Below are 26,495 nucleotides of genomic sequence, written 5' to 3'. Positions count from 1 at the left end.
CGCGATTACCAAGTTTTGGTAAAGCGCGGCCGCCATTTGTCACTCCGCTGCCAAATCGCCGGACGATCGGGCGCGGGGGAAGGGGTCCGGAAGACCTCAGAAGAGCACGCGGGCGAGGGCCTGCCGGGCCGCTGTCACGCGCGGGTCGTCGGAGCCGATCACCTCGAACAGCTCCAGGAGCCGCAGCCGCACCGCGTCCCGGTCCTCACCGGCCGTGCGGCGCACGGTCTCCACCAGGCGCCCGAAGGCGTCCTGCACGTGGCCGCCCGCCAGATCGAGGTCGGCGGCGGCGAGCTGCGCGGTGACGTCGGCCGGGTCGTCCGCGGCGTTCCGGCGGACGGCGCCCGGGTCCAGGTCCAGGTCCTGGACGCGGGCGAGGAGTTCGGCCTGCGCGAGGCCGAGCTTGGCCTCCGGGTGGGCCGGGTCGTCGGCCAGCACGTTCTTGTACGCCTGGACGGCGCCCGCCAGGTCGCCCGCGTCGAGCGCGACCATCGCCGCTTCGAGGAGGGAGTCGTACGGGCCGGCCGGACGCGGGGCGGGGGCCGAGGGGTCGGCCTCCGCGTCCACGGCGATCCCGGTGAGGCCGAAGCGCTCCTCGCCGACCGCGATCAGCTGGTCGAGGGTCTCGCGGATCTGGGCCTCGGGCACCGCGCCCTGGAAGAGCGGCAGCGCCTGACCGGCGACCACCGCGAAAACGGCCGGAATTCCCTGGATGCCGAACTGCTGCATCAGCATCTGGTTGGCGTCGACGTCGATCTTCGCGAGCAGGAAGCGGCCGTGGTACTCGACGGCGAGCCGCTCCAGGAGGGGGCCGAGCTGCTTGCAGGGTTCGCACCACTCGGCCCAGAAGTCGAGGACGACCGGGACCTCGGCGGAACGCTGGAGCACATCGCGCTCGAAGCCCGCCTCGTCGACGTCGATCACCAGGGCGGACGGGGGCACGGCGGCCGTTCCGCCCTGCCGGGCGGCTTCGGCGCGCGCCTGCTCCGCCTTCGCCTTGGCCTCTCCGGCCGCCTTCACCGCGGCGAGGTCGACGACGCCGCTCATGGACATGTTTCGGGGCTGCATGGCTCCATCCTCCCCCCTCCGCGCGCGTAACCGTTAAGCCGTGGCCGAACCGCGCCGTCCACCCGCCTCCCGCCGGTGTGCGAGACGCGTGGACGACACGGTTGCCCGTCTTCTGTTGTCTGGATTCCGTACCGGGTCCCCACCCGGCACCATGGTTGTCGCTCGGGCCGCTCAAAGCCTTTCGCTACGAGTCGTAGCGTAACTGGCGGGGCGGAGGCGGCGGGAGGGCGGACGGCCGATCCGTACGGTGAACTGCCTCACATCACGGCCCTCTGGCGCGGTACCTACCGGCGGGTATGGTCGTCGTTCATGTGTAGCCGCACCCACCGCAGCAGCCGTACCGGGCGCCCCCGCTCCACCGAGGCCGACGAGGCCATCCTGGAGGCGACGCGGGCGGCCCTGGTCGAGCTGGGCTGGTCCAAGCTCACGATGGGGGACGTCGCCGGCCGCGCCGGGGTTGCGAAGACGACCCTCTACCGCCGCTGGGCCAACAAGAGCGAGCTGGTGGTGGACGCGGTCGCCGTCCTCTTCGACGAGCTCGAACTCCCCGACCTGGGCTCGCTCCGGGCCGACATCGAGCACGTGGTGCTCCAGTTCGCGGCGCTCCTGGAGCGTCCCGAGACCAAGACGGCGCTGATGGCGGTGGTCGCCGAGTCGACCCGGGACGAGCCGCTGCGCCGGCGCATCCGCGCCTCGATCGTCGACCGCCAGAAGCGGCTGGTCCTGGAGGGCCGGATGCGGGCGCAGCGGCGCGGCGAACTCCCGTCCGACCGCGACCTGCCGGCCGTCGGCGCCACCGACGACCTGATCTTCGACGTGATCGCGGGCGCGGTCGTGCACCGCGCCCTGGTCAGCGCCGAGCCGGTGGACGGGCCGTGGGTGGCGCGCCTGTCGGCCCTCCTGGTGGGGGGCCTGGGCGCGGCGGCCGCGGCCGGGGCCGAGGCCGAGCGGCGCACGGACGCGTGAGGGGCGGTACGGGAATCCCGTACCGCCCCTCATCGCCGTACCGCCCCTGTCCTGCGCGGGACTTCAGAAGCCCGGGGGTCGGAAGCCCGGGGGTCGGAAGCCCGGGAGCTAGAAGCCCGGGGGCTCCGTGTAGACGCCCCACTCGTCGCGCAGGGCGTCGCAGATCTCGCCGAGGGTGGCCTCGGCGCGGACGGCCTCCAGCATCGGCCCGATCATGTTCGAGCCGTCGCGGGCGGCGGCCAGCATGGCGTCGAGCGAGGCGCGGACCTTCGCGTCGTCCCGGCGGCCCTTGCGCTCGCCGAGGACGCGGACCTGCTCCCGCTCGACCTCGTGGCTGACGCGGAGGATCTCCAGGTCGCCGGTGACGGAGCCGTGGTGGACGTTGACGCCGACGACCCGCTTGTCGCCCTTCTCCAGGGAACGCTGGTACTGGAAGGCGGACTCGGCGATCTCGCCGGTGAACCAGCCGTCCTCGATGCCGCGCAGGATGCCGGAGGTGATCGGGCCGATCGGGTGCCGCCCGTCCGGGTGGGCGCGGCGGCCGCGCTCCTTGATCTGGTCGAAGATCCGCTCGGCGTCGGCCTCGATGCGGTCGGTGAGCTGCTCGACGTACCAGGAACCGCCCAGCGGGTCCGCGACGTTGGCGACGCCGGTCTCCTCCATGAGCACCTGCTGGGTGCGCAGCGCGATCTCGGCGGCCTGCTCGCTGGGGAGCGCGAGGGTCTCGTCGAGGGCGTTGGTGTGGAGGGAGTTGGTGCCGCCGAGGACGGCGGAGAGGGCCTCGACGGCGGTCCGCACGACGTTGTTGTACGGCTGCTGGGCGGTGAGGGAGACGCCGGCGGTCTGGGTGTGGAAGCGGAGCCACTGCGCCTTGTCGGTCTTCGCGCCGTACGTCTCCTTCATCCAGCGGGCCCAGATGCGGCGGGCGGCGCGGAACTTGGCGATCTCCTCGAAGAAGTCGAGGTGCGCGTCGAAGAAGAAGGAGAGGCCGGGGGCGAAGACGTCGACGTCCAGGCCGCGGGAGAGGCCGAGCTCCACGTAGCCGAAGCCGTCCGCGAGGGTGTACGCCAGCTCCTGCGCGGCCGTCGCCCCGGCCTCGCGGATGTGGTAGCCGGAGACGGAGAGCGGCTTGTACGCGGGGATCTTCGCCGCGCAGTGCTCCATCAGGTCGCCGATGAGGCGCAGATGGGGCTCGGGCTCGAAGAGCCACTCCTTCTGCGCGATGTACTCCTTGAAGATGTCGGTCTGGAGCGTGCCGTTGAGCACGGCCGGGTCGACGCCCTGGCGCTCGGCGGCGACCAGGTACATGCAGAAGGCCGGGACGGCGGGCCCGGAGATCGTCATGGACGTCGTGACGTCGCCGAGGGGGATGTCCTTGAAGAGGACCTCCATGTCGGCGGCGGAGTCGATGGCGACGCCGCAGTGGCCGACCTCGCCGAGCGAGCGGGGGTCGTCGGAGTCGCGGCCCATGAGGGTGGGCATGTCGAAGGCGACGGAGAGGCCGCCGCCGCCGGCGGCCAGGATCATCTTGTACCGCTCGTTGGTCTGCTCGGCGTTGCCGAAGCCGGCGAACTGGCGGATGGTCCAGGTCCGGCCGCGGTAGCCGGTGGGGTGGAGCCCCCGGGTGAAGGGGTACTCGCCGGGCCAGCCGATGCGCTCGAACCCCTCGTAGACGTCCCCGGGCCGGGGGCCGTAGACGGGCTCGACGGCGTCGCCGGAGAGCGTGGTGAAGTCGGCGTCCCGCTTGCGGGCCTTGTCGTAACGGGCCTGCCAGCGACGGCGGCCTTCCTCGATGGCGTCAGCGTCCATGCTTCGAATTTACTAGGACGTCCTAGTAAATGTCGATGGCGGACCCCGCGCGGCGTGGCGCGGGGTGGGGGTTACACCTTGGCGGGGACGGGCTGCGCGCCGCTGACCAGCGGAAGCGTCTCGCGGTAGATCTTGCGCTCGACGAAGAAGGCGGCGAAGGGGATGGTCCCGGAGACCAGCACCCACAGGAGCTTGCCGAACGGCCAGCGCGCCTTGGAGCCCAGGTCGAAGGCGAAGACCAGGTAAAGGATGTACAGGACGCCGTGGGTCTGGGAGACCGCGAAGGTGAGGTCCTCGCCCGTGTGGAAGCCGTACTTGGCGACCATGCACGCGCACAGGATGAGGAGCATGACCGCGGTCACGTACGCCATGACGCGGTAGCGGGTCAGCACGCTGGATTTCATGCCGTCGAGCGTAACCGCACGTTCCGGGCGATCTTCGCGCGGGTCAGGCCTCGTCGAAGTCGTTCGCCGCCACCCGGAGGGGGCGCAGCATCGCGAAGATCTCGGCGCACTCCTCGGAGTCGTACGCGCCGAGGCCGAAGTCCATCTCCATCAGGTCGCGGGTGGCCGCCTCGACCACCTCGCGGCCCTTGTCGGTGATGGTGGCGAGGGTGCCGCGGCCGTCGTTGGGGTTGGGGCGCTTGGCGACGAGACCGGACTTCACCAGCCGGTCGACCGTGTTCGTCACCGAGGTGGGGTGGACCATCAGCCGCTCGCCGATCTTGGACATCGGCAGCTCGCCCGCCTTGGAGAAGGTGAGCAGCACCAGGGCCTCGTACCGCGCGAAGGTCAGGCCGTACGGCTTGACGACCGCGTCGACCTCCGCGAGGAGGATCTGGTGGGCGCGCATGATCGAGGTGATCGCGGCCATCGAGGGGACCGGGCCCCAGCGCTTCTGCCAGAGTTCGTCGGCGCGGGCGATGGGGTCGAAGGGGAGACTGAGCGGCTTCGGCACGCGTCGACCTTACCCATGGGGAACATGGCGGTCAGCCCCGTCTCGTCCTTCGGTCGCCCCGGCCGCCCGCAGTTCCGCGGCGGCGGCGAGGAGGCAGAGGGTCCCGACGACCCCGGTGCCCGCGACGACCGCGTGGACGGGGAAGAACTCGGCCGCGAGCCCGGCCCCCGCCATCCCGACGCCCTGGACGGTCATCAGGCCCGCCGTCATCAGGGTCATGGCCCTCCCCCGCCGCTCCTCGGGGACGGCGGCGACGAACCACGCGTCGAGGCCGAGGGTGTACGCGCCGGTGGCGCCGGCCAGGAAGAGCGCGGCGGCCGCGAGGGCGACGCCGGGCCCGACGGCGTACAGGAGGTAGGGCAGGACGCCGGTGACGGCGAGCGGCAGCACGATCCGGGAGCGGGTGGCGGCGGAGAGGAGGGAGCCGGCGAGGAGCTCGCCCGCGATGGTGCCGACGGGCAGCGCGCACATGAGGAGGCCGAGGGCGGCGGTGGAGACGCCGATCTCGTCGGCGTAGGGGGCGGCGAGGGCCTCCGGTACGACGGCGAAGAGCGGCGGCACCCAGAACATCACCATCAGGGCGCGCACGCGGCGGTCGCGGAGGACCGCCCAGGTGCCGGAGAGCCCGCTCGCGGACCCGGCGGCCCGGGCGGGGCGGCGGACGGTGCCGAGGCGGAGCAGCAGCGCGGAGGTGAGGAAGGTGGCGGCGGTGACGACGAGGGCGCCGCGCGGCGGGACGACGGTGAGGAGGAGGCCGCCGGCGGCGAACCCGGCGAGCAGGGCGCTCTGGGAGACGATCCGCAGGAGGGAGCGGCCGAGGACGAAGAGGTCGCCCTCGCCGAGGACGTCGGCGAGGGTCGCCATGCGGGTCCCGTTGAAGACGGGCGAGACGACGGCGATGGCGCAGCGCAGCGCGAGCAGGGCGGCGACGGGGGTGGCGGGGACGGTCATCAGGACGACGCAGGCGGCGCAGAGGAGGTCGCAGACGACGAGGATCCGGCGGGGCGGGAACCGGTCGGTGAGACCGGCGAGGAGGGTGCCGCCGAGGAGGTAGGGGAGGAAGCCGAGGGCGAAGGTGAGGGAGGAGAGGAGCGGGGAGCGGGTGAGGTCGTAGACGAGCACGGTGAGCGCGAGCTCGCTGACGACGACCCCGAGCAGCGAGAACAGGTGCGCCACGAACACGAACCGGAACTCCCGCACCCGGAAGACGGCCCGGTATCCGCTGCCGGCCGGGCCCTTCGGGCCGGGGCCGGGGCCCGCGCCCTCGTCCGGTGCCGGATCGCCGGGAGCGGGAGCGGGTACGGCTCCGGGCCGGACGGCGAGTGCGGGCGCGGGCGCGGGCGGGCGACCGGCCTCCGGCCCGTCGGTGGACGGGGGCGCCACGGGGCCCGGGGGCGTCCCGCCCGGCAGAGCCGCCGGCCCTCCGGCGGGCGGGGCCGAGGCCGCCGGCCGGGCGGTGGGCGTAGGCGCCACGGGGCGCGGGGGCGTTCCGCCCGGCAGAGCCGCCGGCCGGGCGGTGGGCGTGGGCGCCCCGGCCGGTACGGGGAAGGGCTCCCCCGCCGGTGCGGGCGCGGATGCGGATGCGTCCGTCCGTACGGGCACGGGCGCGGGCTCCTCCGCCGACTCGGAGGTGTCCAGGGCGTCGGGTTTCGGCATGGGCGCAGACTGCCGTCGGGCGGGCGGGGGGCCTAGGCTTTCGGGTGGGGACGAATCTTCGGGAGGGGTGGGCCGTGCCGTACCGCCTGCGTTTCGGGGAGGCCGACCCGCTGCGGGTGCGGTTCGCGGTGTCGCCGCTGTGGGAGACGCACTCCGCCGTGCGGGTCCTCGCGCGGCCCCGGCAGCAGGGGTACCACCTGCCCTGGATGCGCCGGATCGCGGGCGCCGCGCGGGGGCTGGACCTGGGGCCGCTGCACCTGCTGATGCCGGTGCGCGGGCACAGCCCGGACTTCCTGTACCCGCCCCCGCTGGGGCCCGCCGCCTCCTTCGAGGAGGAGATCGAGGCCGTGCGGGAGACCCCTCCGGCGCTCGCCCTGGACGACTTCGAGCGGGCGCTGGCCTCGACGCCGGGGGCGGCGGGGACCGACGAGGGGCGGCGGATGCTCGCGGACCCGGCCGGTGCGGTGGGGCGGCTCGCCGAGCTGCTGCGGGCCGCCTGGGAGGCGCTGGTCGCGCCCGACTGGCCCCGGCTGCGGGCGCTCCTGGAGGCGGACGTGGCGTACCACTCGCGGCGGCTCGCGGAGGGCGGCTTCGAGCGGCTCCTGGGCGAGCTGCACCCGTCCTTCGCCTGGGAGGCGGAGACGGCCACGCTCCGAGTGGACCACCACGGCGAGCACGTGCGGCCGCTGGAGGGGCAGGGCCTCGTCCTGATGCCGTCCGTGTTCACCTGGCCGGACGTGGTGAGCGGCTTCGACCCGCCGTGGCAGCCGACGGTGGTGTACCCGGCGCGCGGGATCGGCGGGCTGTGGACGGACGCCCGGGACCGCACCCCGGAGGTCCTCGGGCGGCTCCTCGGTCCGGTGCGGGCGGACGTCCTGTGCGCCCTGACGGAGCCGATGGGGACCACGGCGCTCGCCCACCTCCTGGGCAGGGCGCCCTCCACCGTCTCGGCGCACCTGGCGGTGCTGCGGGACGCGGGGCTCCTCACCTCCCGGCGCTACGGGCACCAGGTGCTGTACGAGCGGACCCCGCTGGGCCTGGCGGTGTCGCAGCCCGGAACCGGCTGACCGTCATGTCACGATGGCGCGGATCGTCCGCTCGCCCGTACGCGCCGCCGCGCACGCCGTTCCCGACCCTGGGGGCCGGATGTCCCGCCGTACCGTCCTCGCCGCCCCGGCCCTCGTCGCCGCGCTGCTCCTGACCGGGTGCGGCGCGGACGGGCCGCCGGAGGAGCGCCCGGCCCGCACCGGGGGCGCGAGCGCGGCCCCGGCGGGCGGTTCCCCGTTCTGGGTGGACCCGGAGAGCGACGCGGCCCGGCAGGTGCGCCGCTACGAGGCGGAGGGCCGGGCCGAGGACGCCCGGGTGCTGCGGCGGATCTCGGAGCGTCCGGCGGCCCAGTGGCCGCCCGGCGACGACCCCGTGCCGGAGATCGCGCGCGCGGTCCGGGGCGCGGCCGCCGGGAACCGCACGGCCGTCTTCGTCGCGTACAACATCCCGCACCGCGACTGCGGGATGTACTCGGCGGGCGGCGCGCACGACGGGGAGGCCTACCGGACGTGGATCGACTCCTTCGCCGCCGCGCTCGGCGACGCCCCCGCGATCGTCGTCCTGGAGCCGGACGCGGTGCCGCACGTGGTGGACGGCTGCACCCCGGCCGGGTACCACGACGAGCGCTACGCGCTGCTCGCCGGGGCGGTCGACCGGCTCAAGCGGCAGCCGCGCGTCCGGGTCTACCTGGACGCGGGCAACCCGGCCTGGATCGACGACCCGGCCAAGCTGGTGGAGCCGCTGCGCCGGGCGGGCGTGGCGCGCGCGGACGGCTTCTCCCTGAACGTCTCCAACTTCCAGACGGACGAGGCGGTACGGGGCTTCGGGGGCGTGCTCTCCGGCCTGCTCGGCGGCGCCCGCTTCACGGTGGACACCAGCCGCAACGGCGCGGGGCCCCTGCCGGGCGACCGGGCGGAGGCCTGGTGCAATCCGCCGGGCCGGGCCCTGGGGGCGCCGCCGACGGACCGGACCGGGGACGCGCTCGTCGACGCCTATCTGTGGATCAAGCGGCCGGGCGACTCGGACGGGGAGTGCCGGGGCGGTCCGGCGGCCGGGACGTGGTGGCCCGAGTACGCCCTGGGGCTTGCCCGGCGGGCCGCGTCCTGAGGGCGCTCCTCACTTGACCCGGATCCACCGGGCCACCGAGGGGACGCCGTCGCCGTCGGTGACGAAGAGCATGTACCAGCCGGGCGGGACGAGCGTCCGGTCGTCCGGGACGTCGACGGTGACGCTCCGGCCGTCCCGGCCCCGGGTCAGCTCCAGTGCGACCGAGCGCTGTTCGACGTCCGTGGTGTGGGTGACGGCGCCGGGCCGCATCAGGCGGGCGGCGGCGATCCGGCCGGCGTCCTCGGTGGCGAAGGTGGCGCGGCCGTCGGCGCCGGGCTCCGCCGGTCCGTTTCCCAGGACGGGCCGGTTCGCGCCGCCCCGGTGGAGGGCGGGCGGGGTGAAGACCTCGACGCGCCGCTCGAAGGTGCCGAGTTTGGTGTTGTCCCGGTCGCCGTAGAGGGGGTCGGAGCCGAAGGTGGCGACCCGGCCGTCGGGCAGGAGCAGGGCCTCGGAGTGGTAGTTGCGGCCGACGGTGGGTTCGGCGGCCTCGGTGAAGGCGTTGGTCCCCGGGTCGTAGAACTGGGCCTTGAGGACGTCGCTGCCGCCCCGGCCCCGGTAGTCCCCGGATCCGCCGCTGGTGAAGACGGTGTCGTCGGGCATGAGGACGCTGCTGAGGTAGCGGGTGCCCTGCGGGAGGTCGGGTCCGTCGGTGAAGACGGGGCTGTCCTTCGAGAGGTCGACGACGGAGGTCCGGGCGGTGGACTTCTCGGACTCGCCGACGCCTCCGCCGCCGAGGACCATGACCTTCTGGTCCTGGGCGGGCGGCAGGAGCAGGGAGGCGGAGGTCTCCAGCTGGTCGGGGTCGGTGAGGCCGCCGAGCCCGGTGAAGGTGTTCTTCTCCAGGTCCCACAGGCCGGGTTCGCGGCCCTTGTCGGCGGGGCCGTATCCGGCGTTGGAGCCGGTGTAGAGGAGCTTGCCGCCCCGGGTGAGGAAGAGGGCGGGGTAGGTGGGGAAGTAGCGGGTGGGGCCCTTGGTCCACTTCCTGGTTTTCGGGTCGTAGATCTCGTTGTCGCCGGGGACGACGTCGCCGACGTCGTTCAGGCCGGAGACGGCGAGCACCCGGCCGTCCTGGAGGGTGACGAGGGTGGGGTACCAGCGGGCGTCCCGCATCGGGTCGACGGGGACGTACTTCTCGGCCTTCGGGTCGAACTCGTAGGCGCTCCTGATGCCCTGGAAGTCCTGCTTCTCGGTGGTGAGCTTCTGGGCGAGGCCGTAGACGTTGTCGGCGTCCTCGCCGTGGAGGCCGACGACCTCGTACTGCGCGGCCTGGGTGGTGAGGGCCTGCGGGCCCTCCTCGACGGCCTCGACGAAGACCCGGGCCTCGGCGGCGGTGACCTTGGTCTTCCAGGGCTTCATCGCGCCGTTCCCGAAGTACGAGACCTCGAACTCGCGCGTGGCCTTCGGGACGGTGACGTCGGCCCTGGAGACGTACTCGATCCCGGACGGGGAGCGGAAGACGGTGCCCTTCTTCAGGGTGACGGCCTTGTCGGGGCTCTCGTTCTTGACGCGCATCCCGCCGCCGGCCTTCCTGACCTCGCCGTCGAGGATCTCGTAGCGGGCGGTGCCGCCGGCGACGAGGAGGCGGCCGTCGGGGAGCTGGGAGTGGCCGGAGCAGAAGAAGTCCTCGGGGGTGGGGACCTTCTTGAAGGTGTTCGCCACCGGGTCCCAGAGGACGGTGTCGAAGGTGCCGGCGTCGAAGTTCTTCTGGCTGTTGCCGGAGCCGGCGATCAGGAGCACCTTGCCGGTGTGCAGGAGGGCCGCGTGGATGGCGTTGACGCGGTACTCGGCGGGGACCTCCACCCGGGCCCAGGAGCCGTACTGCCGCTGGTAGGCGGGCCGGGAGATCTTGTACGCGTGGTAGCGCTGCTCGGCGAAGGAGACGGCGGCGGGGGCGTTGAGCGCCGCCAGGACCAGGAACGCCCCGCCACCGAGCAGGGGTTTCCTGAGGTTCTTGGGCCGCCTGTGGTGCATGGCTCAGTTCCCTCCGGGCGTGGTGGGGGCGGGAGCGGTCGGGGCGGGGGTCCCGGCGCGGGCGCGGAGCCGGGCGCGGGCGGTCTCCCGGACGCGCAGGGCGCGCCGCTCCCGCAGGCTCGTGAACGCCCAGAGGGCGACCGGGGAGAGGGAGACGGCCAGGGCGAGGCAGGCCCAGGTGCGCATGGCCGCGTGGGTGTGGCCGAAGTGGACGGAGGCGGCGAGCGAGACGGCGAGGACCCCGGCCCAGAAGAGGTGGAGGCGGAAGGTGGGGAGGCGGTCGGCGCTGGCCGCGCCGCCCTTGGGGGTGACGACGAAGCGGCCGCTGGTGCGCAGGAGCGCCGAGCCGAGCGACCGGAGGTAGACGGGGGCGGAGAGCGCGGACATCGCCATGCCGGCGAGGCCGCCGGAGCCCTCGGGTTCGTGGGGCGAGACGTTGTGCCGCCGGTTCCAGAGGTAGAGGCCGATCTGGAGGGCGACGGCGTCGCTGTAGATCATCAGCCAGACCGAGGCGGAGACCTGGGTGCCGGAGGCGCCGAACCAGAGGTAGAGGACGCAGCCGAGGACGCCCACGAGCCAGTTGACGGCCGTCATCGGGTAGTAGACGAGCATCAGGGTGTAGTTGAGGAAGCGGCCCGGCGGGATGCGGAAGGGCGCCTTTCCGTACTGCTTGAGGAGGGTCTCGTACGTGCCCCGGGACCAGCGGAGCTGCTGGGTGAAGAAGTCGGTCCAGGAGACCGGGCCCTCGCCGACGGCGAGCACGTCGGGGGTGTAGACGGAGCGCCAGAAGCGGCCGGTGGCCGGGTTGCGCCTGCGGTGCAGTTCGAAGCCGGTGGCCATGTCCTCGGTGACGGAGTCGTACAGGCCGCCGATCTGCCGGAGGGCGGATATCCGGACGGCGTTGTTGGTGCCGACGAACATGGGGGCGTGGTAGCGGTTTCCGGCCCGCTGTATCAGGGCGTGGAAGAGGAACTGCTGGGACTCGGCGGCCTTGGTGACGAGGCCGGTGTAGTTGCCGTACACCTGCGGTCCGACGACGAAGGCGGTGTCGGGGTCGCGGAAGTAGCCGAGCATCCGCTCCAGGAAGCCGGGGAGCGGGACGTGGTCGGTGTCGACGGAGGCGAAGAGGTCGTACGCGTCGCCGTGCGCGTCCAGCCAGGCGTTGTAGTTGCCGTGCTTGGTCCGGGCCTTGTGGGGGCCCTTCGGGCGGTTCCACTCGGGGACGCCGGCGCGGGTGAAGTGGTGGACGCCCAGGGCGGCGCAGAGCGCCCTGGCCTCGGGCGCGTCGCCCTCGTCGAGGAGCCAGACGTCGAGGGGTCCGTCGTGGCGCAGCCGGGTGGCGCCCTCCAGGGTCGCGCGGACCATGGCGAGGGGTTCCTTGCCGGGGACGTACGTGGTGAGGAAGGCGACGCGGACGCCCGGTTCGGGGGACACGGGTATCGGGTCGCGGGCGACCATGGTGGCGTGGGCGATGGACGCGACGTTCACCAACATGAAGAGGCAGACGAGCCCGATCGACACGAGCATGACGGTGTCGAGGTGGACGAGCCAGCGCTCGCCGTTCTCGCGGACGGTCCGGTGGGTGGGCCAGACGAGGTAGGCGAGGAGCAGCGCCGACAGGAGGGGCGCGAGGCACATCAGGAGGACGGCGCGCACGCGGTGCGGTTCCCCGGCGAGCAGGCTCCGGTACTCCACCCGGTAGGTGGTCGTCGGGTCCGGCTCCGTGAGGGGGCCGGCGAGTCGGCTGTAGGTGTCGTAGTCGTAGCCTTCCGGCCGCACGCTGCCTCCAGCCCTCGCCGAACGGGTTGATATCACCACCAAAGGGGCAAAGAACCGGTGTGTCGACCGGAGTCGTCCGTGCGAGGGGTTTTGCCGGGCGTGTCGTTCGCCGCGCCGTCGCGGGGGAAGCGGGGGAAGCGGGGAAAACGGACCGGCCCCCGCTCCGGACGGGAGCGGGGGCCGCGCGCGAGGGGACGGACGGGGGTCAGGCGTCGAGGTGGCGCTCCACCGTCGCGACCTTGGAGGTCAGACCGTCCGTCACGCCGGGGCGGATGTCGGCCTTGAGGACGACGGAGACCCGGGGCGCGCGGGCCTCGACGGCGGCGACGGCGCGCTTGACGACGTCCATGACCTCGTCCCACTCGCCCTCGATCGAGGTGAACATCGCGTCGGTGCGGTTCGGCAGGCCGGACTCGCGGACGACCCGGACGGCGTCGGCGACGTATGCGCCGACCTCCTCGCCCACGCCGAGCGGAGTCACCGAGAAGGCGACGATCACGCGTTCACCGTGCCCTCGCGGCGGGCGCGGGACGCGATGACCGCGTCCTCGGCCTCGCGCTTCAGCCTCCGCTCGGCGTAGAAGCCGCCGAGGGGCAGGACCGAGAGGGCGAAGTACAGGGCGGCGGTGCCGAAGCCCCACTTGGTCCGGTTCCAGGCGTCCAGCCAGAAGAGGACGTAGACGACGAACAGGATGCCGTGGATCGCTCCCATGACCGGCACCGCGTTGAACTCCGTCGTCCGCTTGAGCACCGAGCAGACGAGGAGGAGCAGGAAGGAGACGGCCTCCGGCGCGGAGACGAGCCGGAGCCGGTGGAGGGAGGAGGCGGTCTTGATGTCCACGGAGGGGGTCACCTTCGTTCGGTCTCGTGACGCGATCTTGTGAACGGAAGCACAAGGGCCCGTCCATTGTGCACGGCGACTTTGCTGTCCCTTTAACCGGGTCCCCAGTACCTTCGGCCCGTGGCAACGTTCCGACTCCAAGGCAGCAAGGTGCTCGCCGTCTCCCTGACCGGCGACGCCGTGAAGGCGAAGAACGGCTCGATGGTCGCCTACGACGGCCAGATGGCGTTCAAGAAGATGAGCGGCGGCGGTGAGGGCCTGCGCGGCATGGTGACCCGCCGGCTCACGGGTGAGCAGATGGAGGTGATGGAGGTGCGCGGGCAGGGGACCTGCTGGTTCGCCGACCGGGCCTCCGAGATCAACCTCGTCTCCCTGCACGGCGACAAGCTGTGGGTGGAGGCGAGCAATCTGCTGTGCACCGACGCGGGGCTGCGCACCGGCACCACCTTCACGGGGCTGCGCGGCGGTGCCACCGGCAACGGCCTCTTCACCACGACGGTGGAGGGGACGGGCCAGGCGGCGATCATGTCGGACGGCCCGGCGGTGGTGCTGCGGGTGACCCCGCAGTACCCGCTCCAGGTCGACCCCGGCGCGTACATAGCCCACCAGGGCAACCTCCAGCAGCACTTCCAGTCGGGTGTGACCTTCCGCACCTTCATGGGCGAGGGCGGCGGCGAGGCCTTCCAGATCCGCTTCGAGGGGGACGGCCTGGTGTACGTCCAGCCCAGCGAGCGGAACACGATCGGGGGCGACGTCTGATGCCGTTCCGCGAGATCAACTCGAAGATGGTCGAGGCGACCGTCGTCCCGGGGCAGCGGCTGTTCAGCCAGCGCGGCGCGATGCTGGCGTACCGGGGCGAGGTCTCTTTCACGCCGAACACGGCGGGCGGCCAGGGCGGCCTGATGTCGATGATCGGGCGCCGGGTGGCCGGCGAGGCGACCCCGCTGATGACGGTCGAGGGCAGCGGCACGGTGATGTTCGGGCACGGCGGCCACCACATCCAGGTGATCGCGCTGACCGGCGACACCCTGTACGTCGAGGCCGACCGGCTGCTCGCCTTCGACGGGACCCTGGAGCAGGGCACGATGTTCCTGGGCTCGCAGGGCGGGGTCATGGGCATGGTCCGGGGCCAGGTGACCGGCCAGGGACTCTTCACCACGACCCTGAAGGGCCACGGTTCGGTGGCCGTCATGGCGCACGGCGGCGTGATCGAGCTGCCGATCGTCCCGGGCCGTCCGGTGCACGTCGACCCGCAGGCGTACGTGGCCCACCACGGCGACGTGCGGAACAAGCTCTCCACCGCGCTCGGCTGGCGGGACATGGTGGGGCGCGGCTCGGGCGAGGCGTTCCAGCTGGAGCTGAGCGGCAGCGGCGCGGTGTACGTCCAGGCCTCGGAGGAGAAGCTGTGAGCACCCCTGTCATCCACGATCCGCACACCCTGCCGTCGGACGACAACGTCAATCCGTACACCTTCTGCGTGGAGCTCAAGGGCTCCCAGTGGTTCCTGCAGAAGGGCAAGATGATCGCCTATTACGGGCGGATCGAGTTCAACGGCATCGGGCACGGGCGGCTCGACCGGCTGGTGCGGACGTCCTTCCACTCGCCGCTGCACGCGAGCGACTGGGTGGTGGCCGAGGGCAGCGGCAAGATGCTGCTCGCGGACCGGGCCTTCGACGTGAACTCCTTCGACCTGGACGAGGGCAACCTGACGATCCGGTCCGGGAACCTGCTGGCCTACCAGCCGACCCTGGCGCTGAAGCAGTCGATCGTGCCGGGCTTCGTGACGCTGATCGGGACGGGCAAGTTCGTCGCCGCGTCGAACGGTCCGGTGGTCTTCATGGAGCCGCCGATGCGGGTGGACCCGCAGGCCCTCGTGGGCTGGGCGGACTGCCCCTCGCCCTGCCACCACTACGACCACGGCTATCTGACGGGCGTGCTGGGCGGTCTGCGGTCCCTGACGGGCCTGGGCGGCACCTCGGGCGAGGAGCACCAGTTCGAGTTCGTGGGGGCGGGCACGGTGCTGCTCCAGTCGACGGAGCTGCTGATGGCGGAGCGGGACGCCGGTACTCCCCCGGCACAGGCGGGTGTGCCCGGCGGTCACGGCGGGTACGGTTCAGGCCACGGGCAGCAGGGTGCGGTACCGCGCCTTCCCGGCCAGCTGGGGGACCTCCAGCGTCGCTTCGGGCTGTGAGCGGTAGTCTGCGGAGTGTGACGCCCTCGAACGTCTGCGCCGGTGGCGGGGCGGGGGTCGCTTCCGGGTGGGGCCCCGGGTGCCCGGCGTCACGCTCCCAGATTTCGTCAAGAATTCAACTTCTTAGGTAGAATCCACATATGGAGACCGAGACGGCCACCCCGTGGCTCACCGACGGCGAGCAGTGTGCCTGGCGCACCTTCCTGGACGTCCAGCGGATGCTGACGTACCAGTTGGAGAAGGACCTCCAGCCCTTCGGCCTGACGATGAACGACTACGAGATCCTGGTGAACCTCTCGGAGTCGGCCGAGCGCCGGCTGCGCATGAGCGACCTCGCCGCGGCCACCCTCCAGTCGAAGAGCCGCCTCTCCCACCAGATCACCCGCATGGAGACCGCGGGCCTGGTCCGGCGCGAGAACTGCGAGTCCGACCGGCGCGGGCTGTACGCCGTCCTCACCGACACCGGCATGGAGACCATGCGCAAGGTCGCCCCGCACCACGTCGAGTCGGTGCGCAGGCACTTCATCGACCAGCTCACCCCCGAGGCGCTCGGCGACCTGCACGAGTCCCTGAAGCCGGTCGCGGAGCAGCTGCGCGGACGGCGCGGCAAGCCGTAGGCGGTACGCGTACGGAGAGGGCCCCCGGATCACCGGGGGCCCTCTCCGTACGCGTGCGCGCGCTCAGTTGCCCGTCAGCTCCGCGACCAGCTCGTCGGCGGCCGCGTACGAGTCGAGGCCGCCCGCCGTGATCCGCTCCGCGAGCGCGTCGAGCCGCCGGTCGCCGCGCAGGTCCCCGATCCGCTCGCGCAGGGCCGTGACCGCGATGGTCTCGACCTCGCGCGCCGCCCGGGCCCTGCGGCGCTCCGCCAGGACCCCCCGCTCCTCCATCCAGGCGCGGTGCTTCTCCAGGGCCTCCACGACCTCGTCGACGCCCTCGCCGCGCGCCGCGACCGTCTTGACGATCGGCGGACGCCAGTCGCCCGGGCCGCGCGCCTCGCCGAGGCCCAGCATGTGGTTGAGCTCGCGGGCGGTGGCGTCCGCGCCGTCCCGGTCGGCCTTGTTGACCACGTACACGTCGCCGATCTCCAGGATGCCCGCCTTCGCGGCCTGGATGCCGTCGCCCATGCCCGGCGCGAGCAGGACCACGGAGGTGTCGGCCTGGGAGGCGATCTCGACCTCCGACTGCCCGACGCCGACGGTCTCCACGAGGATCACCTCGCAGCCGGCCGCGTCCAGGACGCGGATCGCCTGCGGGGCGGACCAGGCCAGACCGCCCAGGTGGCCGCGGGTGGCCATGGAGCGGATGTAGACGCCCGGGTCGGAGGCGTGGTCCGACATCCGGACCCGGTCGCCGAGCAGCGCCCCGCCGCTGAACGGCGAGGACGGGTCGACGGCCAGGACGCCGACCCGCTTGCCCGCCCGCCGGTAGGCGGTGACGAGCGCGGACGTCGAGGTGGACTTGCCGACGCCGGGCGAGCCGGTCAGGCCCACCACGTACGCGCCGCCGGTGAGCGGCGCGAGCGCCGCCATCACCTCGCGCAGCTGCGGGGACGCCCCCTCCACGAGCGAGATCAGCCGGGCCACGGCCCGGGGCCTGCCCTCGCGCGCCTGGGCGACGAGTGCGGGGACGTCCACCATGTGCAGAACTCCTTGCCTGACCTTGACCGATCCTGCCCGGCCTGTCGCCCGGGTGACTTACTTGCCGGCCACGCGGACGATCAGGGCGTCGCCCTGGCCGCCGCCGCCGCACAGGGCCGCCGCGCCGATGCCGCCGCCGCGCCGCTTGAGCTCCAGGGCGAGGTGGAGCACGACCCGGGCGCCGGACATGCCGATCGGGTGACCGAGCGCGATGGCGCCGCCGTTGACGTTCACCTTGTCGGAGGTGACGCCGAGGTCCTTCATCGACTGGACGGCGACCGCGGCGAAGGCCTCGTTGATCTCGATCAGGTCGAGGTCGTCGACGGTCAGGCCCTCCTTCTTCAGGGCGTGCAGGATCGCGTTGGACGGCTGCGACTGGAGGGAGTTGTCCGGGCCCGCCACGTTGCCGTGGGCGCCGATCTCCGCGATCCACTCCAGGCCCAGCTCCTCGGCCTTGGCCTTGCTCATCACGACGACGGCGGCGGCGCCGTCGGAGATCTGCGAGGAGGTGCCGGCGGTGATCGTGCCGTCCTTGGCGAAGGCGGGGCGGAGCTTGCCGAGGGACTCGGCGGTGGTCTCGGCGCGGATGCCCTCGTCCTTGGCGAAGATCACCGGGTCGCCCTTGCGCTGCGGGATCTCGACCGGGGTGATCTCGGCCTCGAAGACGCCGTTCTTCTGGGCGGCGGCGGCGCGCTGGTGCGAGAGGGCCGCGATCTCGTCCTGCTCGGGGCGCGCGATGCCCAGGCGGGTGTTGTGCTTCTCGGTGGACTCGCCCATGGCGATGCCCTCGAAGGCGTCGGTGAGGCCGTCGTACGCCATGGCGTCGAGCATCTCGATCGCGCCGTACTTGAAGCCCTCGCGGGACTTCGGGAGCAGGTGCGGGGCGTTGGTCATCGACTCCTGGCCGCCGGCGACGACGACGTCGAACTCGCCGGCGCGGATCAGCTGGTCGGCGAGGGCGATGGCGTCGAGCCCGGAGAGACACACCTTGTTGACGGTGAGGGCCGGGACGTTCATCGGGATGCCGGCCTTGACAGCGGCCTGGCGGGCCGGAATCTGACCGGCGCCCGCCTGGAGCACCTGCCCCATGATCACGTACTGCACCTGGTCGCCGCCGATGCCGGCCCGGTCGAGGGCCGCCTTGATGGCGAAGCCTCCGAGGTCGGCGCCCGAGAAGGACTTGAGCGAGCCGAGCAGGCGTCCCATGGGCGTGCGGGCGCCCGCGACGATCACTGAGGTGGTACCGGTCGTTCCAGACATGAGGCACGGCCCCTAGGGGTGAGAAGTGAACGAGGGTTTACAGTCAATGTACTGAGGCGTCCGGCGCCCGGTCATCGGCCGGACGGTGTGACGGCGCGCACGTTGCGTAACCGCCCCTCCGGGGTTGCACTGGAGCCATGCTGACGCGAATCGACCACATCGGGATCGCCTGTTTCAACCTCGACGCGACCGTCGAGTTCTACCGCGCGACCTACGGCTTCGAGGTCTTCCACACCGAGGTCAACGAGGAGCAGGGCGTCCGCGAGGCCATGCTCAAGATCAACGAAACCTCGGACGGCGGGGCCTCCTACCTCCAGCTCCTGGAGCCGACCCGGGAGGACTCGGCGGTGGGCAAGTGGCTCGCCAAGAACGGCGAGGGCGTGCACCACATCGCCTTCGGCACCGCCGACGTCGACGGCGACGCCGAGGCCATCCGCGGCAAGGGCGTCCGGGTCCTCTACGACGAGCCGAGGACCGGTTCCATGGGCTCCCGGATCACCTTCCTGCACCCCAAGGACTGTCACGGCGTGCTCACGGAACTGGTCACCTCGGCGGACCCGTCGGCTGACCACTCCTCAGCGGAGCACTGACCTCCGGATTCCCGGCCCGGTAGAGTGGGCGGCTCCGGGCCGGGGCCGGTCGGGGCCGCTCCGCGTGGCACCCAAGTCGGGATGTCGGGGTCGTCCGATCTGCCACGATTCCCCGGGGGCCCGTCCCCGTCCGAGGGGACGGCGCTCGTGGAGTGTTGCGACCAGGGTTGGGGTCACCCCTGCTCGAACGCGTTGAGAGCTCGGGGAAGGATGGGACCGCGCAGTGCGGGGCTACGAACGGCAGGAGAGCCACCGAGCCGAAGACGACCATCTCGCCCGGTTCGAAGCCGAGATGGACCGGCTGAGGACCGAGCGGGAGAAGGCCGTCCAGCACGCCGAGGACCTCGGTTACCAGGTCGAGGTCCTGCGCGCCAAGCTCCACGAGGCGCGGCGCACCATCGCGTCCCGGCCCGCGTACGACAGCGCCGACATCGGCTACCAGGCCGAGCAGATGCTGCGGAACGCGCAGGCACAGGCCGAGCAGCTCCGCCAGGACGCCGAGCGCGAGCTGCGCGAGGCCCGGGCCCAGACCCAGCGCATCCTCCAGGAGCACGCCGAGCACCAGGCGCGGCTCCAGGCCGAGCTCCACAACGAGGCCGTCCAGCGCCGTCAGCAGCTGGACCAGGAGCTGAACGAGCGCCGCCAGACCGTCGAGGCGCACGTCAACGAGAACGTCGCCTGGGCCGAGCAGCTGCGCGCCCGTACGGAGTCCCAGGCCCGCCGGCTGATGGAGGAGTCCCGCGCGGAGGCCGAGCAGGCGCTCGCCACCGCCCGCGCCGAGGCCACCCGGCTCGCCGACGAGACCAGCCGCCGGGCCGGCGCCGAGGCGGAGGCCGCCCGTGCCGAGGCCGAAGCGATTCTGCTGCGCGCCCGCAAGGACGCCGAGCGGCTCCTCGGAGCCGCGTCCAGCCAGGCCCAGGAGGCCACCAGCCACGCCGAGCAGCTCCGCTCCTCCACCGCCGCCGAGACCGACCAGGCCCGCCGCCAGGCCACCGAGCTGTCCCGCGCCGCCGAGCAGCGGATGCAGGAGGCCGAGGAGAGGCTGCGGCTCGCCCGCGCCGAGGCCGAGAAGTCCCTCACCGAGGCCAAGGAGGCCGCCGCCCGGCAGCTCTCCTCCGCCGAATCGGTCAACGAGCAGCGCACCCGTACCGCCAAGGCGGAGATCGCCCGGCTCGTCGGCGAGGCCACCAAGGAGGCCGAGGCGCTCAAGGCCGAGGCCGAGGAGAAGCTCCGCGAGGCGACCGCCGAGGCGGAGAAGCTCGTCACGGAGGCCTCCGACAAGGCCCGTACGGCCGCCGCCGAGGACTCCGCCGCCGCGCTCGCCAAGGCCGCCCGCAGCGCCGAGGAGATCCTCACCAAGGCGTCCGAGGACGCCCGGGAGACCACCCGCAAGGCCGCCGAGGAGGCCGAGCGGGTCCGCCGCGAGGCCGAGACCGAGGCCGACCGGCTGCGCGCCCGGGCCGGGGAGCAGGCCGACGAGCTGCTCGGTTCGGCGAAGGACGACACCAAGGAGTACCGCGCCAAGACCGTCGAGCTCCAGGAGGAGGCGCGGCGGCTGCGCGGCGAGGCCGAGCAGCTGCGCGGCGAGGCCATCGACGAGGGCGAGCGGATCCGCGGCGAGGCCCGCCGCGAGGCCCTCCAGCAGATCGAGGAGGCGGCCAAGACCGCCGAGGAGCTGCTTTCCAAGGCCCGTACGGACGCCGAGGAAGTGCGGACGAAGGCCGGCGCGGAGAGCGAGAAGGTCAAGTCCGAGGCGATGGAGCGCGCCCAGACGCTCCGGGCCCAGGCCGAGGAGACGCTGGAGCGCACCCGGGCCGAGGCCGAGCGGCTGCGGGTCGAGGCCGAGGAGCAGGCCGAGTCGGTGCGGGCCGCGGCCGAGACGGCCGCGGCGGGGCTGCGCGCGGACGCCGAGCGGGCCGCCGAGGCCCGGCGCGCGGAGGCCGCCGAGGAGCTGACCCGGCTGCACGCCGAGGCCGAGGCGAAGGTGGCGTCCGCCGGGGAGGAGCTCACCGACGCGCGCGCCGAGGGCGAGCGGATCCGGCGCGAGGCCGCCGAGGAGACGGAGCGGCTGCGGACCGAGGCCGCCGAGCGCATCCGCGTCCTCCGGGAGCAGGCCGAGCAGGAGGCCGAGCGGCTACGGGCCGAGGCGGCCGCGGACGCGTCCGCCGCGCGCACCGAGGCCGAGGCCGCGGCCGTACGGCTGCGCACGGAGGCGTCCGACGAGGCCGAGCGGCTGCGGTCGGAGGCCCAGGAGACCGCCGACCGGGTGCGGTCGGAGGCCGCGGCCGCCGCCGAGCGGGTGGCCGCCGAGGCCGCCGAGGCGCTGGCCGCCGCGCAGGAGGAGGCCGTCCGGCGCCGCCGGGAGGCCGAGGAGACGCTGGAGTCGGCCCGTTCCGAGGCCGGCCGGGAGCGCGAGCTGGCCCGGGAGCAGTCCGAGGAGCTGCTCGCCGCCGCCCGCAAGCGGGTCGAGGACGCCCAGACCGAGGCGCAGCGCCTGGTCGAGGAGGCGGACGCGCGGGCGACCGAGATGGTCGCGGCGGCCGAGCAGACCGCCCAGGAGGTGCGGGACTCGGTGGCCGGTCTGCGCGAGCAGGCCGAGGAGGAGATCGCCGGGCTGCGGTCGGCGGCCGAGCACGCGGCCGAGCGGACGCGCGGCGAGGCGCAGGAGGAGGCGGACCGGGTCCGCGCCGACGCGTACGAGGAGCGGGAGCGGGCGACCGAGGACGCGGCCCGCACGCGGGCGCGTGTCCAGGAGGAGACCGAGGCCGCGAAGGCGCTGGCCGAGCGGACGGTCACGGACGCGCTCGCCGAGTCGGAGAAGCTGCGGGCGGACACCGCCGAGTACGCGCAGCGGGTGCGCACCGAGGTGACGGACTCGCTCGCCGCGGCCGAGCAGGACGCGGCCCGCACGCGGGCGGACGCCCGGGACGACGCGAACCGGATCCGTTCGGAGGCCGCCGAGCGGGCCGAGACGGTGGTCGGCGAGGCGCGGTCCGAGGCGGACCGGCTCACCGCCGAGGCGGTCGAGCTCATGGAGACGACCGAGCAGGACGCGCTGCGCATCCGTACCGAGGCCGAGCGGGTCAGGGCGGACGGCGAGGCGCACGCGGAGGCGCTGCGGGCGGCCGCGCTCGCGGACGGCGAGCAGGTCCTCGACGAGGCCCGCAAGGCCGCCGACAAGCGCCGCGCCGACGCCGCCGAGCAGGCCGACGCCCTCGTCGCAGAGGCGACCAGCGAGGCCGAGCGGATCACCCGCGAGGCCGCCGAACTGGCCGAGCGGGTCACGTCCGAGGCGACGGCCGAGTCCGAGCGGCTCACCGCCGAGGCGGTCGAGCTCATGGAGACGACCGAGCAGGACGCCCTGCGCATCCGCGCCGAGGCCGAGCAGGTCAGGATCGACGGCGAGGCGCACGCCCAGGCCCTGCGGGCCGCCGCGCTCGCGGACGGCGAGCAGGTCCTCGACGAGGCCCGCAAGGCCGCCGACAAGCGCCGCAGCGATGCCGCCGAGCAGGCCGACGCGCTCATCGCCGAGGCGACCAGCGAGGCCGAGCGGATCACCCGCGAGGCCGCCGAACTGGCCGAGGCGGTCGTGGCGGAGGCGCGCGCCGGAGCGGAGGCGACGCTGGGCTCCGCGCGGCGGGACGCCGAGGAGGTCCGTGCCGGGTCCGAGCGGCTGAAGGCGGACGCCGAGGCGGCGGCCGAGCGGATGCGCGCGGAGGCCCGCGAGGAGGCGGACCGGGTCCTGGACGAGGCGCGGGAGGCCGGGGCCAAGAAGCGCTCCGACGCGGCCGAGCAGGCGGACCAGCTCATCAACAAGGCCCGGGAGGAGGCGCTGCGCGCCACCACGGAGGCCGAGTCGCAGGCGGACCTGATGGTCGGCGCGGCCCGCAAGGAGGCCGAGCGGATCGTCGCCGAGGCGACCGTCGAGGGCAATTCCCTGGTGGAGAAGGCCCGCACGGACGCGGACGAGCTCCTGGTCGGGACGCGCAGCGACGCGACGGCCATAAGGGAGCGGGCCGAGGAGCTGCGGAGCCGGATCGAGGGCGAGATCGAGGAGCTGCACGAGCGGGCGCGGCGCGAGACGGCCGAGCAGATGAAGACGGCCGGCGAGCGGGTCGACAAGCTGGTGAAGGCGGCGACGGAGCAGCGCGCCGAGGCCGAGGAGAAGGCGAAGGAGCTGGTCTCCGACGCGAGTTCGGAGGCGAGCAAGGTCCGGATCGCGGCGGTGCGCAAGGCCGAGGCGCTGCTCAAGGAGGCCGAGCAGAAGAAGGCGTCGCTCGTCGCGGAGGCCGAGGGCATCAAGGCGGAGGCCGAGCGGATCAGGGCCGAGGCGGCGGCCGAGGCCGAGGAGACGATCGCGGAGGGCAAGCGCGAGCTGGAGGTCCTGGTGCGCCGGCGCAAGGACATCAACGCCGAGATCTCCCGTGTCCAGGACGTGCTGGAGGCGTTGGAGTCTTTCGAGACCCCGGGCGGTGCGAAGTCCTCCGGGGCGGTGGGCGCCAGAGCGGGGGCCTCGGCGGGTTCCACCCGTACGAGTGGCAAGTCCCAGGACGGCTAGCCACTCAAAAGGCTGGACATTCTCCAGACCAAACAGGCATACGCTCGATGACACGCCGCTTCGGCCCCTAGGATTCCCTCTAACACCTCACCGGTCTCATTCGACAGGAACCCCATGAGCGACACTTCCTCCCCCTTCGGCTTCGAGCTCGTGCGGCGCGGTTACGACCGCGGTCAGGTGGACGACCGCATTACCAAGCTCGTGGCCGACCGCGACAGTGCTCTTTCGCGCATCACCTCTCTGGAGAAGCGCATCGAGGAGCTCCACCTCGAAACGCAGAACGCCCAGGCACAGGTCACCGACGCCGAGCCGTCGTACGCGGGGCTCGGCGCCCGGGTCGAGAAGATCCTCCGGCTCGCCGAGGAGGAGGCGAAGGACCTGCGTGAGGAGGCCCGTCGCGCCGCCGAGCAGCACCGCGAGCTGGCCGAGTCGGCCGCCCAGCAGGTGCGCAACGACGCGGAGTCGTTCGCGTCCGACCGCAAGGCCAAGGCCGAGGACGAGGGTGTCCGGATCGTCGAGAAGGCGCAGGGCGAGGCCAACTCGCTGCGCGCCGAGGCGCAGAAGGACGCGCAGTCGAAGCGCGAGGAGGCGGACGCCCTCTTCGAGGAGACCCGCGCCAAGGCCGCCCAGGCCGCCGCGGACTTCGAGACCAACCTGGCGAAGCGCCGCGAGCAGTCGGAGCGGGACCTGGCCTCGCGCCAGGCGAAGGCCGAGAAGCGCCTGGCCGAGATCGAGCACCGGGCCGAGCAGCTGCGCCTGGAGGCCGAGAAGCTGCGGACGGACGCGGAGCGCCGGGCCCGCCAGACGGTGGAGACCGCGCAGCGCCAGGCCGAGGACATCGTGGCCGACGCGAACGCCAAGGCCGACCGGATCCGCAGCGAATCGGAGCGCGAGCTGGCGGCCCTGACGAACCGCCGGGACTCGATCAACGCGCAGCTGACCAACGTCCGCGAGATGCTGGCGACGCTGACCGGTGCCGCGGTGGCGGCGGCCGGCTCCCCGATCGACGACGAGCGGCAGACCGGCGTCCCGGCCCAGCAGACGCGGTAACGGCCCTCCGGGTAACGACTCGGCGGCGTCTCGCGAAACCCTCCGTCATTCCGGTGGCGGAGGGTTTTGCGCGCCCGTAGGTTGTACGCATGATCGAGCTCGATGGCCTGACCAAGCGTTACGGGACGAAGACCGCAGTCGACCACCTCTCCTTCCAGGTGCGGCCCGGCATGGTGACGGGCTTCCTCGGGCCGAACGGGGCGGGCAAGTCGACGACGATGCGGATGATGCTGGACCTGGACAACCCGACGAGCGGGACGGTCCGGATCGACGGCCGGCACTACCGGGAGCTGGACGAGCCCCTGAAGCACATCGGGGCGCTCCTCGACGCCAAGGCGATGCACGGCGGCCGGTCGGCGTACAACAACCTGCTGTGCCTGGCGCAGTCGAACCGCATTCCGCGGAGCCGGGTGGACGAGGTGCTCGGCCTGGTGGGTCTGACCCCGGTCGCGAAGAAGAAGTCGAAGGGTTTCTCCCTCGGCATGGGGCAGCGGCTGGGCATCGCGTCGGCGCTCCTCGGTGATCCCGAGATCCTGATGTTCGACGAACCCGTCAATGGTCTGGACCCCGAGGGAATTCACTGGATCCGCAATCTCATGAAGGCGTTGGCGTCCGAAGGGCGGACGATCTTCGTTTCCAGCCATCTGATGAGTGAAATGGCGCTGACGGCCGATCACCTGATCGTGATCGGGCAGGGAAAGCTGCTGGCCGACACGTCGATGGCGGATTTCATCCAGCAGAATTCACGCAGTTATGTGCGGCTGCGTTCGCCGGAGCGGGAGCGGCTGCGGGACGTGCTCCACGCCAACGGCTTCGTCGCGGTCGAGGCGGACGGCGGGGTCCTGGAGGTGGACGGGACGACCACCGAGAAGCTGGGCGAGCTGGCGGCGGAGAACGGGCTCGTACTGCACGAGCTGAGCTCCCAGCGCGCCTCCCTCGAAGAGGCCTTCATGCAGATGACGGCGGGCGCGGTGGAGTACCACGCGCAGGGCACCGACGTCCACGGCGGCGCTCCGGCGCCCGGCCCCCAGTGGGGCGCGAACACCGGCACGACCACCAAGGGAGCCTGAACGATGACAGCGGCATCCGCGGTCCTCCAGTCCGAGTGGACCAAGATCCGGACGGTGTCGTCGACCGTCTGGACGCTGGCGAGCGCCCTCCTCGTCACGGTGGCGATGGGGGCGGCCCTGTCCGCGCTCCTGTCGTCCGAGTTCGACAACCTGAGCGAGGCCGAGCGGCTCACCTTCGACCCGACCCTGGTCAGCTTCTCCGGGACGGTCCTCGGCCAGCTGGCGATGGTGGTCTTCGGCGTCCTGGTGGTGGGCACCGAGTACTCCTCGGGCATGATCCGCACCTCGCTGGCGGCGGTGCCGCAGCGGGCGACCTTCCTCTTCTCGAAGATCGCGGTGGCGGGCGGGCTCGCGCTCCTGGTGGGCCTGGCGACGAGCTTCCTCTCCTTCTTCCTGGGGCAGGCGCTGCTCGGCGACCACGGGACCACGATCGGCGCGGACAACGTGCTGCGGGCGGTGGTCGGCGGCGGGCTCTACATGGGCCTGATCGCGATCTTCTCGATGGGCGTGACGGCGATGCTGCGCTCGTCGATGCTCTCGCTCGGGATCCTGGTGCCCTTCTTCTTCCTGGTCTCGCAGATCCTGGCGGCGGTGCCGAAGGCCAAGGAGGTGGCCCGCTACTTCCCGGACCAGGCCGGTTCGAAGATCATGCAGGTGGTGCCGGGCGCCCTGGACTCGGAGAAGGTGCCGTACGGCCCGTGGGGCGGGCTCGGGATCATGGTGCTGTGGGTGGTGGCCTCGCTGCTCGGCGGCTATCTGGTGCTGCGGAAGCGGGACGCCTGACCCCTGGGAACGGGAGGCCGGGCCCCCGGAAGCGGGACGCCTGACTCCCGGAAGCGGGGCCCCCGACCTTTTCTGTTTGGCCGGAACCGTCAACGGCTCGATAAGCTCCTAGCTCATACGGGGGGCTCCGGCCGTCGGACGCCGCGCCCCGGCACG

23 protein-coding genes are annotated in these 26,495 nt (G+C 72.9%); 12 read left to right on the top strand and 11 right to left on the bottom strand.

Annotation, left to right across the window (positions count from 1 at the left end):
• Positions 1–96 precede the first annotated feature (96 nt).
• Positions 97–1,068, bottom strand: a complete 972-nt coding sequence (locus ACIQVI_RS18060; protein WP_403596553.1) for a tetratricopeptide repeat protein — start codon at positions 1,066–1,068, stop codon at positions 97–99.
• A 309-nt stretch (positions 1,069–1,377) separates the two neighbouring features.
• On the opposite strand from ACIQVI_RS18060, the gene ACIQVI_RS18055 reads away from it, so the two are divergent.
• Positions 1,378–2,034 carry a TetR/AcrR family transcriptional regulator gene (locus tag ACIQVI_RS18055; RefSeq protein WP_403596551.1) on the top strand — a complete coding sequence of 219 codons (657 nt, stop codon included), beginning with the start codon at positions 1,378–1,380 and terminating at the stop codon, positions 2,032–2,034.
• A gap of 108 nt (positions 2,035–2,142) precedes the next feature.
• On the opposite strand, the gene ACIQVI_RS18050 is transcribed toward ACIQVI_RS18055, so the two are convergent.
• From ACIQVI_RS18050 to ACIQVI_RS18035, 4 genes are all read right to left on the bottom strand, one after another.
• Entirely contained in the window at positions 2,143–3,843 is a 1,701-nt protein-coding gene (locus ACIQVI_RS18050; RefSeq protein ID WP_351971230.1) for a methylmalonyl-CoA mutase family protein, read from the bottom strand.
• Positions 3,844–3,914: 71 nt separating this feature from the next.
• A complete protein-coding gene (locus ACIQVI_RS18045) occupies positions 3,915–4,247 on the bottom strand; it encodes a DUF3817 domain-containing protein (protein ID WP_351971229.1) in 333 nt (110 codons plus the stop codon).
• 43 nt (positions 4,248–4,290) lie between these two features.
• Positions 4,291–4,800, bottom strand: coding sequence for a MarR family winged helix-turn-helix transcriptional regulator (locus tag ACIQVI_RS18040; protein WP_121828752.1), 510 nt, complete (start codon positions 4,798–4,800; stop codon positions 4,291–4,293).
• 9 nt (positions 4,801–4,809) lie between these two features.
• Positions 4,810–6,183, bottom strand: coding sequence for an MFS transporter (locus ACIQVI_RS18035; RefSeq protein WP_403596910.1), 1,374 nt, complete (start codon positions 6,181–6,183; stop codon positions 4,810–4,812).
• 347 nt (positions 6,184–6,530) lie between these two features.
• Between ACIQVI_RS18035 and ACIQVI_RS18030 the strand changes: the two genes are divergently transcribed.
• Positions 6,531–7,523 carry a DUF5937 family protein gene (locus tag ACIQVI_RS18030; protein ID WP_403596547.1) on the top strand — a complete coding sequence of 331 codons (993 nt, stop codon included), beginning with the start codon at positions 6,531–6,533 and terminating at the stop codon, positions 7,521–7,523.
• A gap of 79 nt (positions 7,524–7,602) precedes the next feature.
• A complete protein-coding gene (locus tag ACIQVI_RS18025; RefSeq protein WP_351971226.1) occupies positions 7,603–8,610 on the top strand; it encodes a glycoside hydrolase family 6 protein in 1,008 nt (335 codons plus the stop codon).
• Between the two features lie 9 nt (positions 8,611–8,619).
• On the opposite strand, the gene ACIQVI_RS18020 is transcribed toward ACIQVI_RS18025, so the two are convergent.
• From ACIQVI_RS18020 to ACIQVI_RS18005, 4 genes are all read right to left on the bottom strand, one after another.
• The gene (locus ACIQVI_RS18020; RefSeq protein WP_403596543.1) at positions 8,620–10,581 is read right to left on the bottom strand and encodes a galactose oxidase-like domain-containing protein; all 1,962 of its coding nucleotides are present in this window, start codon (positions 10,579–10,581) and stop codon (positions 8,620–8,622) included.
• A 3-nt stretch (positions 10,582–10,584) separates the two neighbouring features.
• On the bottom strand, positions 10,585–12,360 hold the full coding sequence (locus ACIQVI_RS18015; RefSeq protein WP_403596540.1) for a glycosyltransferase family 2 protein: 1,776 nt from the start codon (positions 12,358–12,360) through the stop codon (positions 10,585–10,587).
• 205 nt (positions 12,361–12,565) lie between these two features.
• Positions 12,566–12,859, bottom strand: a complete 294-nt coding sequence (locus tag ACIQVI_RS18010) for an MTH1187 family thiamine-binding protein (RefSeq protein ID WP_351971223.1) — start codon at positions 12,857–12,859, stop codon at positions 12,566–12,568.
• Complete coding sequence (locus ACIQVI_RS18005) at positions 12,856–13,200, bottom strand: DUF3817 domain-containing protein (RefSeq protein ID WP_351971222.1); 345 nt, start codon at positions 13,198–13,200, stop codon at positions 12,856–12,858. Before ACIQVI_RS18005 ends, ACIQVI_RS18010 begins: the two co-directional genes overlap by 4 nt.
• 120 nt (positions 13,201–13,320) lie before the next feature.
• On the opposite strand from ACIQVI_RS18005, the gene ACIQVI_RS18000 reads away from it, so the two are divergent.
• The 4 genes from ACIQVI_RS18000 (at position 13,321) to ACIQVI_RS17985 (ending at position 16,008) form a co-directional block, all read left to right on the top strand.
• A complete protein-coding gene (locus ACIQVI_RS18000; protein WP_121833451.1) occupies positions 13,321–13,959 on the top strand; it encodes an AIM24 family protein in 639 nt (212 codons plus the stop codon).
• Entirely contained in the window at positions 13,959–14,609 is a 651-nt protein-coding gene (locus ACIQVI_RS17995) for an AIM24 family protein (RefSeq protein ID WP_351971221.1), read from the top strand. Before ACIQVI_RS18000 ends, ACIQVI_RS17995 begins: the two co-directional genes overlap by 1 nt.
• Positions 14,606–15,391, top strand: a complete 786-nt coding sequence (locus ACIQVI_RS17990; protein ID WP_351971220.1) for an AIM24 family protein — start codon at positions 14,606–14,608, stop codon at positions 15,389–15,391. Before ACIQVI_RS17995 ends, ACIQVI_RS17990 begins: the two co-directional genes overlap by 4 nt.
• Before the next feature lie 140 nt (positions 15,392–15,531).
• Complete coding sequence (locus ACIQVI_RS17985; RefSeq protein ID WP_121833448.1) at positions 15,532–16,008, top strand: MarR family winged helix-turn-helix transcriptional regulator; 477 nt, start codon at positions 15,532–15,534, stop codon at positions 16,006–16,008.
• Between the two features lie 63 nt (positions 16,009–16,071).
• Here ACIQVI_RS17985 and meaB read toward each other — a convergent pair whose 3' ends face one another.
• Positions 16,072–17,028: a methylmalonyl Co-A mutase-associated GTPase MeaB gene (gene meaB, locus ACIQVI_RS17980; RefSeq protein ID WP_403596534.1), complete on the bottom strand. Its 957-nt coding sequence runs from the start codon at positions 17,026–17,028 to the stop codon at positions 16,072–16,074.
• A gap of 57 nt (positions 17,029–17,085) precedes the next feature.
• Positions 17,086–18,288 (bottom strand): acetyl-CoA C-acetyltransferase, encoded by a 1,203-nt coding sequence (locus ACIQVI_RS17975; RefSeq protein ID WP_351971218.1) that lies wholly within the window; start codon positions 18,286–18,288, stop codon positions 17,086–17,088.
• A gap of 137 nt (positions 18,289–18,425) precedes the next feature.
• On the opposite strand from ACIQVI_RS17975, the gene mce reads away from it, so the two are divergent.
• From mce to ACIQVI_RS17950, 5 genes are all read left to right on the top strand, one after another.
• Positions 18,426–18,878, top strand: a complete 453-nt coding sequence (gene mce / locus ACIQVI_RS17970) for a methylmalonyl-CoA epimerase (RefSeq protein WP_403596530.1) — start codon at positions 18,426–18,428, stop codon at positions 18,876–18,878.
• Between the two features lie 223 nt (positions 18,879–19,101).
• Entirely contained in the window at positions 19,102–23,436 is a 4,335-nt protein-coding gene (gene scy / locus ACIQVI_RS17965; protein WP_403596527.1) for a polarized growth protein Scy, read from the top strand.
• A 114-nt stretch (positions 23,437–23,550) separates the two neighbouring features.
• Positions 23,551–24,486 carry a cellulose-binding protein gene (locus ACIQVI_RS17960; RefSeq protein WP_351971951.1) on the top strand — a complete coding sequence of 312 codons (936 nt, stop codon included), beginning with the start codon at positions 23,551–23,553 and terminating at the stop codon, positions 24,484–24,486.
• 89 nt (positions 24,487–24,575) lie between these two features.
• Complete coding sequence (locus tag ACIQVI_RS17955; RefSeq protein WP_351971950.1) at positions 24,576–25,556, top strand: ABC transporter ATP-binding protein; 981 nt, start codon at positions 24,576–24,578, stop codon at positions 25,554–25,556.
• A 3-nt stretch (positions 25,557–25,559) separates the two neighbouring features.
• Positions 25,560–26,339, top strand: coding sequence for an ABC transporter permease (locus ACIQVI_RS17950; RefSeq protein ID WP_121833162.1), 780 nt, complete (start codon positions 25,560–25,562; stop codon positions 26,337–26,339).
• Positions 26,340–26,495: the final 156 nt, after the last annotated feature.

The sequence above is a fragment of the Streptomyces sp. NPDC098101 genome, from assembly GCF_044760185.1.
Taxonomy (GTDB): domain Bacteria; phylum Actinomycetota; class Actinomycetes; order Streptomycetales; family Streptomycetaceae; genus Streptomyces.
This window is presented reverse-complemented; position numbering and strand designations above follow the sequence as displayed.

Coding starts and splice junctions, on each gene's coding strand:
- ACIQVI_RS18060 (WP_403596553.1), bottom strand. CDS start 1,068: ATGCAGCCCCGAAACATGTCCATGAGCGGCGTCGTCGACCTCGCCGCG.
- ACIQVI_RS18055 (WP_403596551.1), top strand. CDS start 1,378: ATGTGTAGCCGCACCCACCGCAGCAGCCGTACCGGGCGCCCCCGCTCC.
- ACIQVI_RS18050 (WP_351971230.1), bottom strand. CDS start 3,843: ATGGACGCTGACGCCATCGAGGAAGGCCGCCGTCGCTGGCAGGCCCGT.
- ACIQVI_RS18045 (WP_351971229.1), bottom strand. CDS start 4,247: ATGAAATCCAGCGTGCTGACCCGCTACCGCGTCATGGCGTACGTGACC.
- ACIQVI_RS18025 (WP_351971226.1), top strand. CDS start 7,603: ATGTCCCGCCGTACCGTCCTCGCCGCCCCGGCCCTCGTCGCCGCGCTG.
- ACIQVI_RS18020 (WP_403596543.1), bottom strand. CDS start 10,581: ATGCACCACAGGCGGCCCAAGAACCTCAGGAAACCCCTGCTCGGTGGC.
- ACIQVI_RS17995 (WP_351971221.1), top strand. CDS start 13,959: ATGCCGTTCCGCGAGATCAACTCGAAGATGGTCGAGGCGACCGTCGTC.
- ACIQVI_RS17985 (WP_121833448.1), top strand. CDS start 15,532: ATGGAGACCGAGACGGCCACCCCGTGGCTCACCGACGGCGAGCAGTGT.
- meaB (WP_403596534.1), bottom strand. CDS start 17,028: ATGGTGGACGTCCCCGCACTCGTCGCCCAGGCGCGCGAGGGCAGGCCC.
- ACIQVI_RS17975 (WP_351971218.1), bottom strand. CDS start 18,288: ATGTCTGGAACGACCGGTACCACCTCAGTGATCGTCGCGGGCGCCCGC.
- mce (WP_403596530.1), top strand. CDS start 18,426: ATGCTGACGCGAATCGACCACATCGGGATCGCCTGTTTCAACCTCGAC.
- ACIQVI_RS17960 (WP_351971951.1), top strand. CDS start 23,551: ATGAGCGACACTTCCTCCCCCTTCGGCTTCGAGCTCGTGCGGCGCGGT.
- ACIQVI_RS17955 (WP_351971950.1), top strand. CDS start 24,576: ATGATCGAGCTCGATGGCCTGACCAAGCGTTACGGGACGAAGACCGCA.
- ACIQVI_RS17950 (WP_121833162.1), top strand. CDS start 25,560: ATGACAGCGGCATCCGCGGTCCTCCAGTCCGAGTGGACCAAGATCCGG.